At 71.0% G+C, this 16,579-nt stretch carries 16 protein-coding genes and 1 pseudogene; 6 read left to right on the top strand and 11 right to left on the bottom strand.

Annotation, left to right across the window (positions count from 1 at the left end; all coding sequences use genetic code 11):
- Nucleotides 1-1,328: IS200/IS605 family element transposase accessory protein TnpB (locus AQJ91_RS03740; protein WP_067016296.1), on the bottom strand; the 1,328-nt coding region annotated here is incomplete at its 3' end.
- Between the two features lie 221 nt (nucleotides 1,329-1,549).
- Nucleotides 1,550-2,506 carry a LysR family transcriptional regulator gene (locus AQJ91_RS03735; RefSeq protein WP_079084708.1) on the bottom strand — a complete coding sequence of 319 codons (957 nt, stop codon included), beginning with the start codon at nucleotides 2,504-2,506 and terminating at the stop codon, nucleotides 1,550-1,552.
- On the opposite strand from AQJ91_RS03735, the pseudogene AQJ91_RS57695 reads away from it, so the two are divergent.
- From AQJ91_RS57695 to AQJ91_RS03725, 3 genes and pseudogenes are all read left to right on the top strand, one after another.
- Nucleotides 2,426-2,743 (top strand): annotated as a pseudogene (locus AQJ91_RS57695) (NAD(P)-binding domain-containing protein); the annotation flags it as partial. The gene AQJ91_RS03735 and the pseudogene AQJ91_RS57695 overlap by 81 nt on opposite strands.
- An 80-nt stretch (nucleotides 2,744-2,823) precedes the next feature.
- A complete protein-coding gene (locus tag AQJ91_RS03730) occupies nucleotides 2,824-3,363 on the top strand; it encodes an NAD-binding protein (protein WP_324617969.1) in 540 nt (179 codons plus the stop codon).
- 15 nt (nucleotides 3,364-3,378) lie between these two features.
- Entirely contained in the window at nucleotides 3,379-3,774 is a 396-nt protein-coding gene (locus AQJ91_RS03725) for a RidA family protein (RefSeq protein ID WP_067016294.1), read from the top strand.
- Here the strand turns inward: AQJ91_RS03725 and AQJ91_RS03720 are convergent.
- The gene (locus AQJ91_RS03720; RefSeq protein ID WP_067016292.1) at nucleotides 3,752-4,327 is read right to left on the bottom strand and encodes a TetR/AcrR family transcriptional regulator; all 576 of its coding nucleotides are present in this window, start codon (nucleotides 4,325-4,327) and stop codon (nucleotides 3,752-3,754) included. The genes AQJ91_RS03725 and AQJ91_RS03720 overlap by 23 nt on opposite strands.
- Nucleotides 4,328-4,431: 104 nt before the next feature.
- On the opposite strand from AQJ91_RS03720, the gene AQJ91_RS03715 reads away from it, so the two are divergent.
- Nucleotides 4,432-6,873, top strand: a complete 2,442-nt coding sequence (locus AQJ91_RS03715) for a beta-glucosidase H (protein WP_067016290.1) — start codon at nucleotides 4,432-4,434, stop codon at nucleotides 6,871-6,873.
- Between the two features lie 95 nt (nucleotides 6,874-6,968).
- Here the strand turns inward: AQJ91_RS03715 and AQJ91_RS03710 are convergent, their stop codons facing one another.
- A complete protein-coding gene (locus AQJ91_RS03710; RefSeq protein WP_067016288.1) occupies nucleotides 6,969-7,940 on the bottom strand; it encodes an aldose epimerase family protein in 972 nt (323 codons plus the stop codon).
- 15 nt (nucleotides 7,941-7,955) lie between these two features.
- Nucleotides 7,956-8,855 carry an SGNH/GDSL hydrolase family protein gene (locus tag AQJ91_RS03705; RefSeq protein ID WP_067016286.1) on the bottom strand — a complete coding sequence of 300 codons (900 nt, stop codon included), beginning with the start codon at nucleotides 8,853-8,855 and terminating at the stop codon, nucleotides 7,956-7,958.
- 285 nt (nucleotides 8,856-9,140) lie between these two features.
- Between AQJ91_RS03705 and AQJ91_RS03700 the strand changes: the two genes are divergently transcribed.
- Entirely contained in the window at nucleotides 9,141-9,635 is a 495-nt protein-coding gene (locus AQJ91_RS03700; RefSeq protein ID WP_067016284.1) for a DUF3145 domain-containing protein, read from the top strand.
- Between the two features lie 145 nt (nucleotides 9,636-9,780).
- Here AQJ91_RS03700 and AQJ91_RS03695 read toward each other — a convergent pair whose 3' ends face one another.
- The 5 genes from AQJ91_RS03695 to fasR all read right to left on the bottom strand — a co-directional run bounded on the left by AQJ91_RS03695 (nucleotide 9,781) and on the right by fasR (nucleotide 14,739).
- On the bottom strand, nucleotides 9,781-11,052 hold the full coding sequence (locus AQJ91_RS03695) for a beta-ketoacyl-[acyl-carrier-protein] synthase family protein (protein ID WP_067016282.1): 1,272 nt from the start codon (nucleotides 11,050-11,052) through the stop codon (nucleotides 9,781-9,783).
- Nucleotides 11,053-11,159: 107 nt separating this feature from the next.
- Nucleotides 11,160-11,408: an acyl carrier protein gene (locus AQJ91_RS03690; RefSeq protein ID WP_004001566.1), complete on the bottom strand. Its 249-nt coding sequence runs from the start codon at nucleotides 11,406-11,408 to the stop codon at nucleotides 11,160-11,162.
- A gap of 103 nt (nucleotides 11,409-11,511) precedes the next feature.
- Nucleotides 11,512-12,513, bottom strand: a complete 1,002-nt coding sequence (locus tag AQJ91_RS03685; RefSeq protein ID WP_067016280.1) for a ketoacyl-ACP synthase III — start codon at nucleotides 12,511-12,513, stop codon at nucleotides 11,512-11,514.
- Nucleotides 12,514-12,529: 16 nt separating this feature from the next.
- Nucleotides 12,530-13,444 carry an ACP S-malonyltransferase gene (locus AQJ91_RS03680; protein WP_067016278.1) on the bottom strand — a complete coding sequence of 305 codons (915 nt, stop codon included), beginning with the start codon at nucleotides 13,442-13,444 and terminating at the stop codon, nucleotides 12,530-12,532.
- Between the two features lie 89 nt (nucleotides 13,445-13,533).
- Entirely contained in the window at nucleotides 13,534-14,739 is a 1,206-nt protein-coding gene (gene fasR, locus AQJ91_RS03675) for a fatty acid biosynthesis transcriptional regulator FasR (protein WP_067016276.1), read from the bottom strand.
- Nucleotides 14,740-14,812: 73 nt separating this feature from the next.
- Here fasR and AQJ91_RS03670 point away from each other — a divergent pair, with 73 nt between their 5' ends.
- Nucleotides 14,813-15,481, top strand: coding sequence for a pirin family protein (locus tag AQJ91_RS03670; RefSeq protein ID WP_067016274.1), 669 nt, complete (start codon nucleotides 14,813-14,815; stop codon nucleotides 15,479-15,481).
- Between the two features lie 26 nt (nucleotides 15,482-15,507).
- On the opposite strand, the gene AQJ91_RS03665 is transcribed toward AQJ91_RS03670, so the two are convergent.
- Nucleotides 15,508-16,329, bottom strand: a complete 822-nt coding sequence (locus AQJ91_RS03665) for a serine hydrolase domain-containing protein (protein ID WP_067016272.1) — start codon at nucleotides 16,327-16,329, stop codon at nucleotides 15,508-15,510.
- Nucleotides 16,330-16,579 lie beyond the last annotated feature (250 nt).

Below are 16,579 nucleotides of genomic sequence, written 5' to 3'. Positions count from 1 at the left end.
TCATGGCGCGTGGTCTTCCTGGTCGTGCTGGTGAGGGGCTTTTGCCAGTGCTGGGCGCCCCAGCGGCTGGTGTAGGCCGGGTCCACGGCGATGACAGCGATATCAGTCTGGTCGGCCATGGAGGTCAGCCGGACACGCAGCCTGCCAGTGGGCATGCCGGAGATCAGCTGCCGGAACCGCTTCTTGCGGCCGTGTTTCTCGCGGGTCTTCTCCGCGGTGAAGTCGAGGTCCTCGACCGCGATGGCCTTCACGCCACACGACTTGGCCCAGTTGAGCAGGCGGGTCAGGGCGTGCCGCACTTGGGCGTCGCGGTGGCCAGACGTTCCGGCGAGGTCGTAGGAGAAGCGGCGTGGATTGCCGATGGGGTTGCCGCAGGTGTCCAGGCGCCAGGCGGCCAAGTGGTCGGTGTTGGTGTCGACTGCGATCACGCCGTGAGCCAAAGCTGCCGTGAGCGGGATCGTCTGGGCGGGCGGGATCTGCCAGGAAGCCGTCAGATACCAGCGGTCACGCAGGACGTCGTAGTGGATGCGGTAGGCGACCGCGCGGTTGGCTGCGACGCGGTCGGCCCACTCGGCGCCCCGGTGGGGGAAGCCGACCCGGCCCGCGAGGACGTACCGGCCGTGCGGCGCGTTCGCGTACTCGGCGAGCGGGGCGGGCAGCCTGATGCTGACCTCACCGTCCGGGGAGACGCGGATGGTCTCGTTGCCGTACCGCTTGCCGGACTCGCCATCAGCCTGGAGGAACCAGCGCTCGGCCTCCCACCTCTGCCGCCACTGCGTCTCGGTCAGCCCGGCGGCGTCCAGGTTGTGGCGGGTGCGGGCGAGGCGCTTGCCGCCGCGCACCACGTGCACACGGCCGGCCTCTCGGTCGGCCTGCGCCTGCTCCAGCCGGTCGTTGAGCAGGTGCAGTCGGCGGGTCTTGGTGAACCACTCCTGCTTGCTGCGGTAGCCGCCCGGCGCCCTCTTCGTGCCCTTCTCCCCCACGGGGAGGGAAAGCCGGTGCGCGATGGTGCGCACCCCGGCCTCCAGTCCCTGGACGTGGGCGAGCTGGCCGCGGCGGGCGAGCGCCCACTGGTCGTGCGTGGCCTTGGTGATGCTCCCGGCCCAGCGGGACGACGATTCGGCGGTCAGCTCCCGCTTACGGGCCGCCCACGTGTCCGTCGTGTGCTCCAGCCCGTCCCGGCAGCGCACGGCCAGATCACGGGAAGCCAGCGAGCCCAGATGCCCGCCGACCAGGCGCAGCACCTTCTCATCCCCAGGCGACAGATGCTTGAGACGGGTACGGATCGCGACCCCCGACGGGCCGAGCGCAACGAACGGCGCCGCCATCTCTCGTACCCGGCTCACCCGTTCACCCCCTGCTCAGTAGGTCCCGTCACCGAACCCAACGAACATCACGCACAACGGTTACGCATTCGACGAAGGAACTCATGTTCCCTGCCGCATGGAGTCCGGGAACCACACCACCCCTGGGCAAGCAATCCGCCAGCCGAGCCCTACTCCATACCGGCCCGGACCCATCCACGCTCACTCCTGCTCACCCAAGCGCGCTACAACACAGTATTTGGGCCAGCTGTTCCAACCCTTCCCGCCGCCTCCCGCAACGCCCCGACGAACGCCTCCCCGCCCGGCGTCAGCGACCGCCCCCGCATCGTCGCCGCGTACACCGCCCGCGCCGGGGCGCCCTCGTCCAGCACCGGCAGCAGGGCGACGTCGGGACGTACCGACGCGGCGGCCAGTGCCGGGACCAGGGTCACGCCGAGGTCGGCGGCGACGTAGCCCTGCTTGGCGGTCCACTCGCCGACGACATGCGCGACGCGCGGCCGGAAGCCCTGCCGCAGGGCCGCGTCCAGCAGGGTGCCCTCGGGGCGGGAGCTTCCGGAGATCCAGTCGGCGTCGGCGAGTTGACCGAGCCGCACAGGTCGTCCCTTCAACGCCAGGGGGTGATCCGCGGGAACGGCGACGTACAGGGACTCGTCGAGGAGATGGTGGAGTGCGTACGCCTCCAGCGGCGCGCGGCCGGTCGTCGAGACGACCGCGAGGTCGAGGTGCCCGGCGGTCAGCCGCTCAAGGAGGACGGGCGTGAAGCCCTCCTCGCGGGAGACGTGAACACCGGGATGCCGGCTCCGGAACGCGGCGAGCGCTTGCGGCACCAGCCCTGCGTCGGCCGAGGCGAACGCCCCGAACCTCAGCCGCCCCCCGGCCGCCTCCCGCAACACCGCCAGCTCCCGCCCCGCCCCGAGCAGCGCCGCACCGACGGCCTCGGCGTGCGGAACGAGAACCCGGCCCGCCTCCGTCAGCCGCACCCCGCGCGGCAACCGGTCGAACAGCGGGCCACCGCCCAACGCCCCCTCCAGCGAGGAGATCTGCCGCGACACCGCGGACTGCGTCCACCCGAGCGTCCGCGCCGCCACGGTGAACGACCCATGCCGGGCGACCTCCAGGAACGCCCGCAGCCACACCGTGGAGAGATCAGGAAAGCCATGCGATTCAGGCATGCCAGCCATGCTAGACATTCGCTTGTCGCATCGCAGGAGTCGACCTACCGTCGGCTGCATGGAGAAGATCGCTTTTCTGGGCCTCGGTCACATGGGTGCCCCATGGCCCGCCAACTCCTCACTGTCGGTCATCGGTTGACGGTGTGGAACCGTACGGCGGCGAAGTTCGGCCCGCTGATAGAGGCGGGCGCCGTGCTCGCCGCGTCCCCGGCCGAGGCCGTCCGCCACGCCGACGTCGTGATCACGATGCTCGCTGACCCGGCCGCCCTGGGCACGGTCGCCGCAGCGATCGTGCCCGCCCTGCGCCCCGCACCCGGTGGATCGAGATGTCCACCGTCGGGCCGGAGGCGGTACGGAGGCTCGCCGACCAACTGGGCGAGGGTGTCATGCTGGTCGACGCGCCGGTCATGGGAAGCACCGACAAGGCGGCCACCGGCCGGCTCGGCATCCTCGCGGGCGGTGACGTGGACGCCGTACAGGCGGTACTCGCCCACCTGGGCACGGTCACCCGTACCGGCCCGCTCGGCTCCGGCGCGGCACTCAAACTCGTCGTCAACTCCGCCGTCATCGGCGGCATCGCTCTCGTCGCCGAAGCGCTACGCCTCGCGGACGCGCTCGGCCTCGACGACGACACCGCGCGTACCGCCCTCACCAACAGCCCGCTGGGCGGCGCTGTCGCCCGCGCCTTCGCCGAGGGCGTCCACTTCGACACCGCGCTCGCGGTGAAGGACGTAGGACTGGCTACGAAGTCGGCTCAACTACCGGCCATGGAGGCCGTGTTGGAGCTCTACCGGCAGGCCGCCGCCGACCCCGCCCTCGCCCACGCGGACCTCGCCCGCGCCGCCCACCACATCCGCACCCGCTGAAGGAGCCCCACCCTCATGCAGATCACCCTCGACAACCCGGCCTCCGCCCCCCAGCCCCTGAGCCCCTACTACTCCCAGGTCGCCCGCGTCGAACACCCCGACGGCAGCGCCCTGTTGTTCCTCTCCGGCCAGATCGCGGAGGGCGCCACGGTCGCCGAGCAGAGCCGGGGCATCTTCGAGACCATCGCCACCCTGCTGGCAGCCCACGGCGCGACCCTCGCGGACGTCATCAACATCCGCACCTGTCTCACCGACATCGGCGCCCTGCACGAATACGGCGCCGTACGCCAGGAGTTCATCACCGGCACCCCGCCGACCAGCATGACCTTCGAGGTGCCTAAGCTGTTCCGCCCCGAGGCGCAGATCGAGGTCGAGGTGGTGGCCGCGGTCAGTCCTCGCCCAGCAGCCTGAGGAAGTCCCGGAAAGCCTCCGGCATGTCCACCGACTCCGGGTCCAGCAGCCACTGGTACTGCAGGCCGTCCATCACCGCCACCAGCAGGGGCGCGGTGCGTTCCGGGGTGAGGCCGTTCGGGAGGCGGTCGCCGTACTGGGCGCGCAGGACCTCCGCCATGCTCGCCCGCACCCTCGTGTACCGCTCGGTGAAGTACGCGCGCGCCGGATGCCCCTCCGTCACGCTCTCGCCGAGCAGCGCCGAGAAGGTCTGGATGATGGCGGGCCGCATCGCGTTGTACTCGACGAGCGAGGCGAGCAGGTCCATCCGCCACCGGGTGGTGGGCAGCGCGTCCCACTGGTCCCGCTCCTGTAGCACGGCGACGAGCAGCGCGTCCTTGGTCGGGAAGTGGTGCAGCAGCCCTTGCTGGGTGAGTCCGACGCGCTCCGCGACCGCCGCCAGGCTCGCGCCCCGGTAACCGCGCTCGGCGATCACCTCCAGGGCGGCCCGGACGATCTCGGCGCGGCGCTCCTCGCTCCTGACCCTCGCGTTCATTGCGTCACCGTACGGCATCGTCGCACAAGCAATATAACGGCAGGATAACAAAACCTACCGGTCTACAGGTAACGGATGCAGGATGGGGAGGCACAGCCCGCACTCAACGAGGAGGCACCGCGATGGCGGGAACCCGCACCCCGGCCGACGAAGCGCGTGAGACAGCCGTCGAGGCCGCCCTCGCCCGGCTCGACCTCGACGCCAAGGCCGCCCTGCTCTCCGGCCAGGACATGTGGACCCTGCCCGCCCTGCCCCAGATCGGCCTGCGGTCCCTCGTCATGTCCGACGGCCCGATCGGCGTCCGGGGCGTCCGCTGGACCGCCGACGACCCGTCCGTCGCGCTGCCCTCGCCCACCGCCCTCGCTGCCACCTGGGACCCGGAGCTGGCCCGCTGCGCCGGCACCCTGCTCGCCCAGGAGTCCCGCCGCAAGGGCGTCCACGTCCTCCTCGCTCCCACCGTCAACCTGCACCGCTCCCCGCTCGGCGGCCGGCACTTCGAGGCGTACAGCGAGGACCCGTACCTGACCGGCGTCATCGGCACCGGCTATGTCCAGGGCGTGCAGTCCGGCGGCGTCGGCACCACCGTCAAGCACTTCGTCGCCAACGACGCCGAGACCGACCGCTTCACCGTGAACAACGTCGTCTCCGAACGCGCCCTGCGCGAGCTGTACCTGGCCCCCTTCGAGGCCATCGTCGAGAACGCCCGCCCCTGGGGCATCATGACCGCCTACAACACGGTCAACGGCACGACGATGACCGAGCACCACTACCTCGTCAACGAAGTCCTGCGCGGCGAATGGCGCTTCGACGGGTTCAACGTCTCCGACTGGCTGGCCGCCCGCTCCACCGTCGCCGCGATCGAGGGCGGCCTCGACGTCGCGATGCCGGGCCCGCGCACGGTCTACGGGCCTGCCCTCGCCCGGGCGGTACGGGACGGGAAGGTCACCGAGGACAAGGTCGACGCGGCCGTGCGCAACGTCCTGCGGCTCGCCGCCCGGGTCGGCATCCTGGAGGGCGCCGAGCCGGTCGTCACCGAGCTGCCGGACACTGTCGACGGCGCGGCACTGGCCCGGGAGATCGCCCGCCGCTCCTTCGTCCTGGTCCGCAACGAGAACAACGCCCTGCCCCTGAAGCCGAACGGCACGGTCGCCCTCATCGGCGCCGCCGCCCGCGACGCCCGCGTCCTCGGCGGCGGCTCCGCCACCGTCTTCCCGGCCCGGATCGTCTCCCCGCTCGACGGCCTCACCGCCGCCCTCCCCGACGGCGCCCTCACCTACGCCGTCGGCGCCGACCCGAACACCGAACTCTCCGTCTTCGACAACGGCTTCGAGCTGCGCGCCGTGTGCCGGGACGCCGACGGGAACGCCCTCGGTTCCGACTCCGCGCCCGGCGGCCAGATCAAGTGGATGGGCACGACGGGCCTCCCCGACGGCGTCACCCACGACCGGCTGCACACCGTCGAGCTGACCGGCACCTTCACCCCCCGCGAGAGCGGCCCGCACACCTTCGGCATCCAGGGCTTCGGCCCCTTCCGGCTCACCGTCGACGGCACCACGCACTACGACGACATCCAGCGCGCCTCCGACGACGACCCCTTCATCACCTTCTTCGGCGCCCCCGTGCCCCACGCCCAGGTCGAACTCACCGCAGGCGAACCGGTCGACATCTCCCTCACCCACATCGTCGAAGTCCCCGATGACACCGCGATGCCGGCGGTCATGTTCGCCGCCGCCCACCAGGACCCGCGGCGCGACCCCGACGACCTGATCGCCGAGGCCGTGGCCGCGGCACGGAACGCCGACACCGCCGTCGTCATGGTCGCCACCACCGAACGCGTCGAGTCCGAGGGCTACGACCGCACCCACCTCACCCTCCCCGGCCGCCAGGACGACCTGGTCCGCGCCGTCGCCGCCGCCAACCCGAACACCGTCGTGGTCGTCAACTCCGGCTCCCCGGTGGAGCTGCCGTGGCGCGACGACGTCGCCGCCGTCCTGCTCAGCTGGTTCCCCGGCCAGGAGGGCGGCGCGGCCCTCGCCGACGTCCTCACCGGCGCCGAGGAGCCCGGCGGCCGGCTGCCCACCACCTGGGGCTCCCTGTCCGACGCCCCGGTCACCCGGGTCGTCCCGGCAGACGGTGAACTCCCGTACACCGAGGACGTGTTCATCGGCTACCGCGCCTGGGAGCGGGACGGCAGGACGCCCGCCTACCCCTTCGGGCACGGCCTCGGCTACACCGACTGGACCTACGACTCCGTCGAGACCGACGGCACGACCGTCAAGGTCCGCGTCCGCAACTCCGGCACCCGCGCGGGCCGCGAGACCGTCCAGGTCTACCTCGCCCCGGCCGCCCCCGACCCCGAGCGCCCGGCACGCCGGCTGGCCGGCTTCGCGGGCGTCGAGGCCGGACCCGGCGAGATTGCCGAAGCCGTCGTCGAACTCCCGTGCCGCGCCTTCGAGATCTGGGACGAGAAGACCAACTCGTGGTCGTTTGTGAAGGGTTCGTACGAGATCCAGGCAGGCCGCTCGATCTCCGACCGCCGGATCACCACGACCATTAACGTCTGACCCGGGAGCAAACCTCCCCACAAGCAGCCCCGGTCCGGGACCTGACCCCTGGACCGGGGCTCATCGCGTCCAGGGCCCTCGCCCGCGTCCCGCCCCTACCGGGTGCCGAACCCGTACACCGTCTCCGACCGGAACACCTCACCCGGCCGCAGCACCGTGCCCGGGAACTCCGGCCGGTTCGGGGAGTCCGGGAAGTGCTGCGTCTCCAGGGCGATGCCGTCGCCGGGGGAGTAGGGCCCGCTCAGATGGTCGGCGGTGTACAGCTGAAGGCCGGGCTCGGTGGTCGTCACCGTCAGCGCCCGCCCCGACGCGGGGTCGTACAGCTCACCGACCTCGACCGCGGCCGCCGTCACGCCCTTGTCCAGCACGAAGTTGTGGTCGTACCCGGCGCCGACCTTCCGCGCCTCCCGGAAGTCGAAGCGCGTGCCCGTCACGTCCTCCAGCACACCCGTCGGAATCAGATCCGCGTCGACCGGCGTGAACCGCGAGGCGGCGAGCCGCAGCTCATGCCCGCCCGCGTTCCCGGACCCGGCCAGGTTGAAGTACGAGTGATTGGTCAGGTTCACCACGGTCGCCGCGTCGGTCACGGCCTCGTACGCGATCCGCAGCGCACCGCTCTCCATCAGCGTGTACGTCGCCGAGACCTCAAGACGCCCCGGAAAGCCCTCCTCGCCGTCCGCGCTGACCCGCGACAGCCGCACCCCGCCCTCGACCGGCGCCATGTCCCACACCCGCTTGTCGAAGCCGCGCTCACCGCCGTGCAGCGAGTTGGGCGCGTTGTTCCGCGCGAGCGAGTACGTCCGGCCGTCCAGCGTGAAGCGGCCGCCTGCGATCCGGTTGGCGTACCGCCCGATCAGAGCGCCGAAGTACGGCCCCGGACACGCGAGATAGCCACCCAGGTCCGGGAACCCCAGCACCACGTCCGCCGTACGCCCGTCGCGGTCCGGCACCTCCACCGACTGCACGATCCCGCCGTACGACAGGACCCGTACCCGTACGCCCGCACGCTCCAGAGACCAGCGGTGGACAGGGGTGCCGTCGGAAAGTGTGCCGAAGAGTTCGTTCATGTGCGAAACCCTAAGTCACGCCTCCTTGCGTGTGACCGTCCGATAGGCGATCTCCGCCAGCCGGGCCTGTCCGTTCACACTCGGATGGAACCAGTCCCACTGGCTCAGCTGCTGCTCCCCGAACCGGTACGCGTACACCGCGCCCCCGTCGAAACGACACCGGCGGTCCTTCGCACACACCTCCGCCAGCACCTCGTTGTAGTCCTCCACCCGCTGTTGCACGGTGTCCCGCCGCTGGGTCGCCGCCGCGTCCACCGCGTCCGCGTCGCCCAGCATCGACGGGCAGATGCCCAGCTTCCACACCTGCTTGCCCAGCGGATTGGTCCGCCCCTCCGACCACAGCCGCTTCAGATTCGGCACGCTCGCGACGTACACCTGCGACTTGGGCAGCGCCTTGCGCAGCGTGCCCATCGCGTCCTCGAACTGCGCCCGGAAGTCCGCCACCGACGTCATCGCGTCGGTCGTCGCCCGGCACGCGTCATTGGCCCCCGCCATCACCGCCACCAGCTGCGGCTTGCGCGTCACCGCCTGCGCCATCTGCCCCGCCAGGTCGGCCATCCGCGACCCGGTCACGGCGTAGTTCCAGCTCCGCGCGGCCGCGTCCGCCTTTCCCAGCAGCCGTACGGCGAGACTGTCCACCTCCGCACTGCTGCCCGTCGCCCACGATGCCTCCGGACAGTCGGACAGCACCGAGCAGGCGTCGAAACCACGCGTGATGGAGTCCCCCACGGCCGCGACCGACGCCGGGCTGCTGTCCCACACCGGGGTCGGCTTCGGCGACGGCTTCGCGCTCTGCTCCCCCGTCCCGGTCGGGCCGGGGGAGTTGCCACCGACGGCGTCACAGCCGGTGACGCCCAGGACGGTCGCCGCGAGGGCGGCGAGAACGGCCCGTGAGCGGTGGCTTGGCTTCCGCATCGGGTGGTGATCCCCTCGGTCGTCGTACAGAACCGGGACTCGGCTGCAGCCCGTCCCCCCATAACAACGCGCGAGGGTTCCCGATCACACCCGGACCCCAGACGATGCAACGGATCACACCCGTACAAGCGTCCTGCCGGGTGAATGGCGGGCGTTCAGCGGCACCGGGACGGACGGTACGTCACACTCCTTGCGCCGCCGCACGGTAGCCTCGCCATCAACGTGGCTGTGCTGCCACTGCCGCCCGCCAGTTCGCAAGATGCCCCGCTCTGCCCGGAGGTCCCGGTGACGACACGTGGAGTTCTGTACGTGCACTCCGCGCCGCGCGCGCTGTGCCCGCACGTCGAGTGGGCCGTCGCCGGGGTGCTCGGCACGCGCGTCAGCCTCGACTGGATCCGGCAGCCCGCCGCGCCCGGCACCTGGCGCTCCGAGTTCTCCTGGAAGGGCGAGGTCGGCACGGCGTCCAAACTGGCGTCGGCACTCCGCGGCTGGCACCTCCTCCGCTTCGAGGTGACGGCAGAGCCCTGCCCCACCGCCGAGGGCGAGCGCTACAGCTGCACCCCCGACCTCGGCATCTTCCACGCCGTCACCGGAATCCACGGCGACATCCTCATCCCCGAGGACCGCCTCCGCGCAGCCCTGGTCCGCTCCCAGCGCGGCGAGACAGACCTGGAGGCCGAACTCTCCAAACTCCTCGGCAAGCCCTGGGACGACGAACTGGAGCCGTTCAGGTACGCAGGAGAGGGAGCCCCCGTCCGCTGGCTCCACCAGGTGGTGTGAAGCGCCCTTGGGGCGCGGGGCTGTATCGATATGCGGCTCCGCCGCGTGGGCGCGACCAGCCCCCACCGGCTCGCAGCGGACAAACAACGACACGTGGCCCGAACTCCAGCAGGGAGCCCGGGCCACACACCGTTCAGAAGAGCAATCAGACCGTACGGAACGCAAGCACCACGTTGTGCCCACCAAACCCGAACGAGTCGTTCAGCGCGGCAATCCGCCCCTCAACAGGCAGCTTCCGAGCCTCACCCCGCACGATGTCCGCGTTCGCCTCGGCCTCGGGGTCGAGGTTCTCCACATTGATGGTCGGCGGAGCGACCCGGTGGTACAGCGCGAGCACCGTAGCCACCGACTCGACCCCACCGGCGCCACCCAGCAGATGACCGGTCATCGACTTGGTGGCAGAGACGGCCATGTGGTCGACGTCGTCGCCGAAAACCTTCCGCAGCGCCTTCAGCTCGGCCACGTCACCGGCCGGCGTAGACGTCGCGTGCGCGTTGACGTGCACGATCTCCGCCGGGTCGAGGTCGTTGCGGTCCAGCAGATTCTGCAGGGCGTGCGAAATGCCACGCCCCTCCGGCTCCGGCTGCACGATGTCGTGGCCGTCGGCGGAGATGCCCTGCCCGACCGCCTCGGCGTACACCCGGGCACCGCGCTTCGCCGCGTGCTCGGCGGACTCCAGGACGATCACACCGGCGCCCTCGCCGAGCACGAAGCCGTCCCGGGCGAGGTCGTAGGGACGGGACGCGCCCTGCGGGTCGTCGTTGTTCTTGGACATCGCCATCATGTTGCCGAACGCGGCGATGGGCAGCGGGTGGATCGCCGCCTCCGTGCCACCCGCGACGACGATGTCGGCGCGGCCGGTGCGGATCATCTCGATGGCGTAGCCGATGGCCTCGGCGCCCGACGCGCACGCGGAGACCGGCGTGTGCACGCCCGCACGGGCGCCCACGAGCAGGCCGACGTTGGCGGAGGGGCCGTTGGGCATCAGCATGGGGACGGTGTGCGGGGAGACGCGGCGGACGCCCTTCTCCTTCAGCACGTCGTACTGGTCGAGCAGCGTCGTCACGCCACCGATGCCGGAGGCGATGACCGTACCCAGACGGTCGGGGTCGACGCTGCTGTCCTCACCCGCCCTGGCGGTGAAGCCGGCGTCGGCCCACGCCTCCTTGGCGGCGACCAGCGCGAACTGCGCCGAGCGGTCCAGGCGGCGGGCCTGGGGCCGCGGGATGACCTCGGTGGGCTCCACGGCGACCGGCGCGGCGATACGGACCGCCTGGTCGGCGGCCCACTCCTGTTCCAGGGGCTTGACGCCGGACTTGCCGGCGACCATGCCCTCCCAGGTAGAGGCTGCGTCGCCACCCAGCGGTGTGGTTGCGCCGATACCGGTGACGACCACGGTGCGATTGGTCGGGCTCACGGGAATTCTTTCTCCAACGGATACGAGGAGGACAACCCCCGCCGAAGCGGGGACAACGGCGCCACCGCCGGGTGGCGGGGCTGGGCAGCCGGGGTCTGAGCGGTGGCTCAGCCCTGGTGCTTGAGGATGTAGTCGGTCGCGTCGCCGACGGTCTTGAGGTTCTTGACGTCCTCGTCGGGGATCTTGACGTCGAAGCGCTCCTCGGCGGCGACGACGACCTCGACCATGGACAGCGAGTCGACGTCCAGGTCGTCGGTGAAGGACTTGTCCAGCTGGACGTCCTCAACCGGGATGCCGGCGATCTCGTTCACGATGTCGGCGAGACCGGCGACGATCTCTTCCTGAGTGGCGGCCATGTCAGGCGCTCCTTCTTGATTGTCCAGAGGGTGTGGCAGCCCACCGCGTGAGCGGCGGGTGTGGTACTTCCCGCACCGGACCACAAGATCCGGCACGGAGTGCCTAGGGGAGGGTAACGACCGTCGCGGCGTACACGAGACCCGCCCCGAATCCGATGACGAGCGCGGTGTCGCCGCTCTTCGCCTCGCCGGTCGCCAGAAGCCGCTCCATAGCGAGCGGGATCGAGGCGGCCGAGGTGTTGCCGGTGGTGCGCACGTCACGCGCGACCGTGACGTGCTCCGGCAGCTTGAGAGTCTTCACCATCGAGTCGATGATCCGCTCGTTGGCCTGGTGCGGAATGAAGACGTCCAGATCGTCCGGTGAAAGTCCGGCGGCCTCCAGGGCCTCCTTGGCGACCTTCGCCATCTCGAACACGGCCCAGCGGAACACCGCCTGGCCCTCCTGCGTGATCGCAGGGAACTTGGCGACCTCGCCGTCGCGGTAGTCGGTCCACGGCACGGTCTGCTTGATGGTCTCGGACTTGTCGCCCTCCGAGCCCCAGACGGTCGGGCCGATGCCCGGTTCCTGGGCGGGGCCGACCACGACCGCGCCGGCGCCGTCACCGAACAGGAAGGCCGTCGCCCGGTCCTCGAGGTCGGTGAGGTCGGACAGCCGCTCGACGCCGATGACAAGGACGTACTCCGCCGAGCCCTCGACGATCATGCCTTTGGCGAGGGTCAGGCCGTAGCCGAAGCCCGCGCAGCCGGCCGAGATGTCGAAGGCGGCCGCCTTGTCGGTGCCCAGCTTGTCGGCGATCTCGGTGGCGACGGCGGGGGTCTGCTTGAAGTGCGAGACGGTCGAGACGATCACGCCGCCGATCTGCTCGACGGAGATCCCGGCGTCGGCGATCGCCTTGCCGGACGCCTCGATCGACATGGCGGCGACGGTCTCCTCGTCGTTCGCCCAGTGCCGGGTCTCGATGCCGGAGCGGGAGCGGATCCACTCGTCGGACGAGTCGATCGTCTCGAGGATCACCTCGTTGGGCACGACCCGGGTGGGGCGGTAGCCACCGACACCGAGGATGCGCGCGTACGGGGCGCCCTTGCTGGGCCTGATCTTCGACATGCTCTCGGGCTCCTTCTCAGGCACTGTGCTCGGCGATGAGCTCGCGAGCCGCGTCGAGGTCGTCGGGGGTCTTCAGCGCCAGCGTCTTCACGCCGGGCAGCGCGCGCTTGGCGATGCCGGTCAGCGTGCCGCCGGGGCACACCTCGATGAGGGCGGTGGCGCCGAGCTCCTGGAAGGTCTCCATGCACAGGTCCCAGCGGACCGGGTTGGCGACCTGGCCGACCAGCCGCTCCAGCACCTCGGCGCCGCTACCGACGGTCCTGCCGTCCTTGTTGGAGACGTACGTGACCTTCGGGTCGGCGGGCGTCAGTGCCTCGGCGGCCTTCGCCAGCGTGTCGACCGCGGGGGCCATGTGGTGCGTGTGGAAGGCGCCGGCGACCTTGAGGGCCACGACCCGGCGGACGCCCTCGGGCTTGTCCGCCTCCAGCGCGGCGAGCTGCTCCATCGTGCCCGCGGCCACGATCTGGCCGGCGCCGTTGACGTTCGCCGGGGTCAGGCCGAGCTTCTCCAGGTGCGGGACGGTCACCTCGGGGTCACCGCCGAGCAGCGCGGACATGCCGGTCTCGGTGATCGCGGCGGCCTCGGCCATGGCCAGGCCCCGCTTGCGGACGAGGGTGAGCGCGGCGGTGTCGTCGAGGACGCCCGCGAAGGCGGCGGCGGTGATCTCGCCGACGCTGTGGCCGGCGACGGCGCCGGGAACAATGTCACCGAGTGCCGCAGCGGACAGGAGGCCGGCCGCGACGAGCAGCGGTTGGGCCACGGCGGTGTCGCGGATGGCGTCCGCGTCGGCCTGTGTGCCGTAGTGGGCGAGGTCCAGTCCGATGACGTCCGACCAGGCGGCGACACGGTCGGCCGCACCGGGCAGGTCGAGCCAGGGGGTCAGGAATCCGGGCGTTTGGGCGCCTTGGCCGGGAGCGACGAGTACGAGCACTCTCACACTCTCTCTTGGGGACGGCCACGGCCGCCCGTGGGGACAGGGACGAAGAACAGCAGGGGGTTTTGTGGGCCCCCGACAAAAGCCTAGAGCTGGAGATCCCCATCGGCCAGACGCCCCAGGATGAGCGCGATGCGCAGTGTGAACGCGGAACGTACATCCGATGGCGACCAACCGGTGACGTCAGTCACACGTCGGAGCCGGTAGCGCACGGTGTTGGGATGGACGAACAACATTCGCGCGGCGCCTTCGAGACTGCTCGCCTGTTCGAGATAGACGGAGAGCGTCTCCAGCAGAGCCGACCCGGCTTCCTCCAGCGGTCTGTAGATCTCCTCCACCAGCTGCTCGCGGGCGCTGGGATCACCGGCCATGGCACGCTCCGGGAGCAGATCGTCCGCGAGGACCGGCCGCGGGGCGTCCTGCCAGGCAGAACACGCCTTCAGGCCGGCGGCGGCGGCCTGTGCGGACCGGGTCGCGGCGAGCAGATCGGGCACCACGGGCCCCGCGACGACGGGCCCGGCGGCATAGGGGCCGATGAGCGACTTGGCCACGGCGAGCGGATTGTCGCTGCCGCCCGCGATGACGACGAGCCGGTCCCCCAGCACCCCCGTGAGGACCTGGAGCTTGGCATGCCGGGCGGCCCGCCGGATGGCCTCGACGGTCAGCTCACTGTCACCGTCGGGCGCGGTCCCCAACAGCACACACACATGCTCGGGAGAGTTCCACCCCAGGGCCGCGGCCCTGCTGACAGCGCCCTCGTCGGCCTCCCCGCTGAGCACGGCGTTCACGACGAGCGACTCCAGCCGCGCGTCCCAGGCACCGCGTGCCTCGGCGGCCTGGGCGTAGACCTGGGCGGTGGCGAAGGCGATCTCACGGGCGTAGACGAGCAAAGCCTCGCGCAGGATGCCCTCGTCACCGGGAGCGGCCACCTCGTCGATGGCGGACTCCATGACCTCGATGGTGGTCCGTACCATCTCGACGGTCTGCCGGAGCGTGATGGCCCGGGTCAGCTCGCGGGGAGCGGTCCCGAAGACGTCGGTGGAAATGGCCTGGGGAGCATCGGGATGCCGGAACCACTCGGTGAAGGCGGCGATACCGGCCTGGGCGACCAGCCCGATCCAGGAACGGTTCTCCGGGGGCATGGCCCGGTACCACGGCAGCGTCTCGTCCATGCGCGCGATGGCCTGCGCGGCGAGACTTCCGGAGGACTTCTCCAGTCGCTTCAGGGTCGCGGTGTGCGGGTGGACGGCGTTCGCGGCCGCGGCGGACTTGCGGGCTTCGGGTTCGGGCACGGGGACAAGACTGCCTTATCAGGACGGGAGTGCGCGCCGGAGGGGGCGGGTGAGGTCTACCGTGGTGCGTGTGATGGACGTTGTGATGGACGTACGGCGCGCTGCTGAGCGCTACATCGGTGGGGATCCGACGGCGGGCATCGAGTCGCGCCACGCCTTCTCCTTCGGCCCGCACTACGACCCCGGCAACCTCCGCTTCGGCGCGCTGATCGCCTGCAACGAGGAACGCCTCGCCCCCGGCGCCGGCTTCGACGAGCACCCCCACAGCCATACCGAGATCGTGACGTGGGTGGTCGAGGGCGAGCTGACCCACCGCGACTCCACGGGCCACGAGACACGGGTCGGCCCCGGCGACGTCCAGCGCCTCAGCGCGGCGGCCGGCGTACGCCACGTGGAACGCAACGACGCCGACACCCCCCTGGTCTTCGTCCAGATGTGGCTGGCCCCTCTGGAGCCCGGCGGCGACCCGTCGTACGAGATCGTCCACGGCATCGCCGACTCCACGCCGTACGCGGTACCCGAGGCGGGCGCGATGCTCCACGTACGGCGACTGGGCGCGGGGGAGCGGACGGCGGTGCCGGACGGGGCGTATGTGTATGTGCACGTGGCGCGGGGGGAAGTGCGGCTGGGGGGAAAGGAGTTGGCGGCGGGGGATGCGGTGCGGATCACGGGGGCGGAGGGTGTGGAGGCGGTGGGGGGTGGAGGGGCGGCGGAACTCTTGATGTGGGAGATGCTGACGTAGCCGAGAAGGGGACGACTACACAGACGTCAGCCCCGAAGCTCCGCCAGCACCGAGTCGGTGAACAACGGCCACACCTCAACCGCCCAAGGCCCGAACGCCCGGTCGGTCAGCGCAACACAGCCGACCCCGACATCCGGGTCGATCCACAAAAACGTACCGGACTGCCCGAAGTGCCCAAACGTACGAGGCGAAGACGAACCCCCCGTCCAGTGCGGAGACTTGCCGTCACGGATCTCGAACCCGAGCCCCCAGTCGTTCGGGTTCTGATGCCCGTACCCCGGCAGCACCCCCTTCGTCCCCGGATACTGCACCGTCATCACCTCGGCGACCGTACGCGGATCCAGCAACCGCGGCCCCTGCACCTCCGCCGCGAACCGCAGCAGGTCCGCCACCGTGGACACCCCGTCCTTCGCGGGCGATCCCTCCAGCGAGGTGGACGTCATCCCCAGCGGCTCCAGCACTGCCTGCCGCAGATACTCGGCGAACGGGATGTCCGTCGCCTTGGCCACATGATCACCGAGCTGCTCGAACCCGGCGTTGGAGTACAGCCGCCGCTCCCCGGGCGGTGCCGTCACCCGGTGCTCGTCGAAGGCCAGCCCCGAGGTGTGCGCGAGCAGATGACGTACGGTCGCGCCCTCGGGCCCGGCCGGCTCGTCGAGCTCGATGGCGCCCTCCTCGTACGCGACGAGCACCGCGTACGCGGCCAGCGGCTTGGTGACCGACGCCAGCGGGAACCGCTGCCCGACCGGCCCGTGCACGCCGACCACCGTGCCGTCGGCACGTACGACACCCGCCGCCGCGGTGGGAACCGGCCAGTTTTCGATCAACGCGAGGCTCTTCAGCGACATGCAGTCGAGCCTAGGGCCTGTCCGGCGGAGCACGCACCAGACCCCGCTCACCTGCCCTGATAGGCGCCGCTGATTCCCTGCGACCTGCTCCGCCGGACGGGCCCTGGCCGCTCGGAACGTCAGCCGCATCGAGGGGTCCGGCTTGCGCACGAAGCCCAGCGACGCGTACAGCGGCTCGGCCTCGGCGGACGCGTTCAGATCCACGTGTGCGGCGCCCCGCTTGCGGGGGGGGGGGGGGGGAACTAGCGGG

Origin of the sequence: Streptomyces dysideae, from assembly GCF_001514305.1 — a bacterium.
GTDB classification, from domain to species: domain Bacteria; phylum Actinomycetota; class Actinomycetes; order Streptomycetales; family Streptomycetaceae; genus Streptomyces; species Streptomyces dysideae.
The sequence above is the reverse complement of the archived record's forward strand: the minus strand, read 5'-3'. Positions and strand labels throughout refer to the sequence as shown.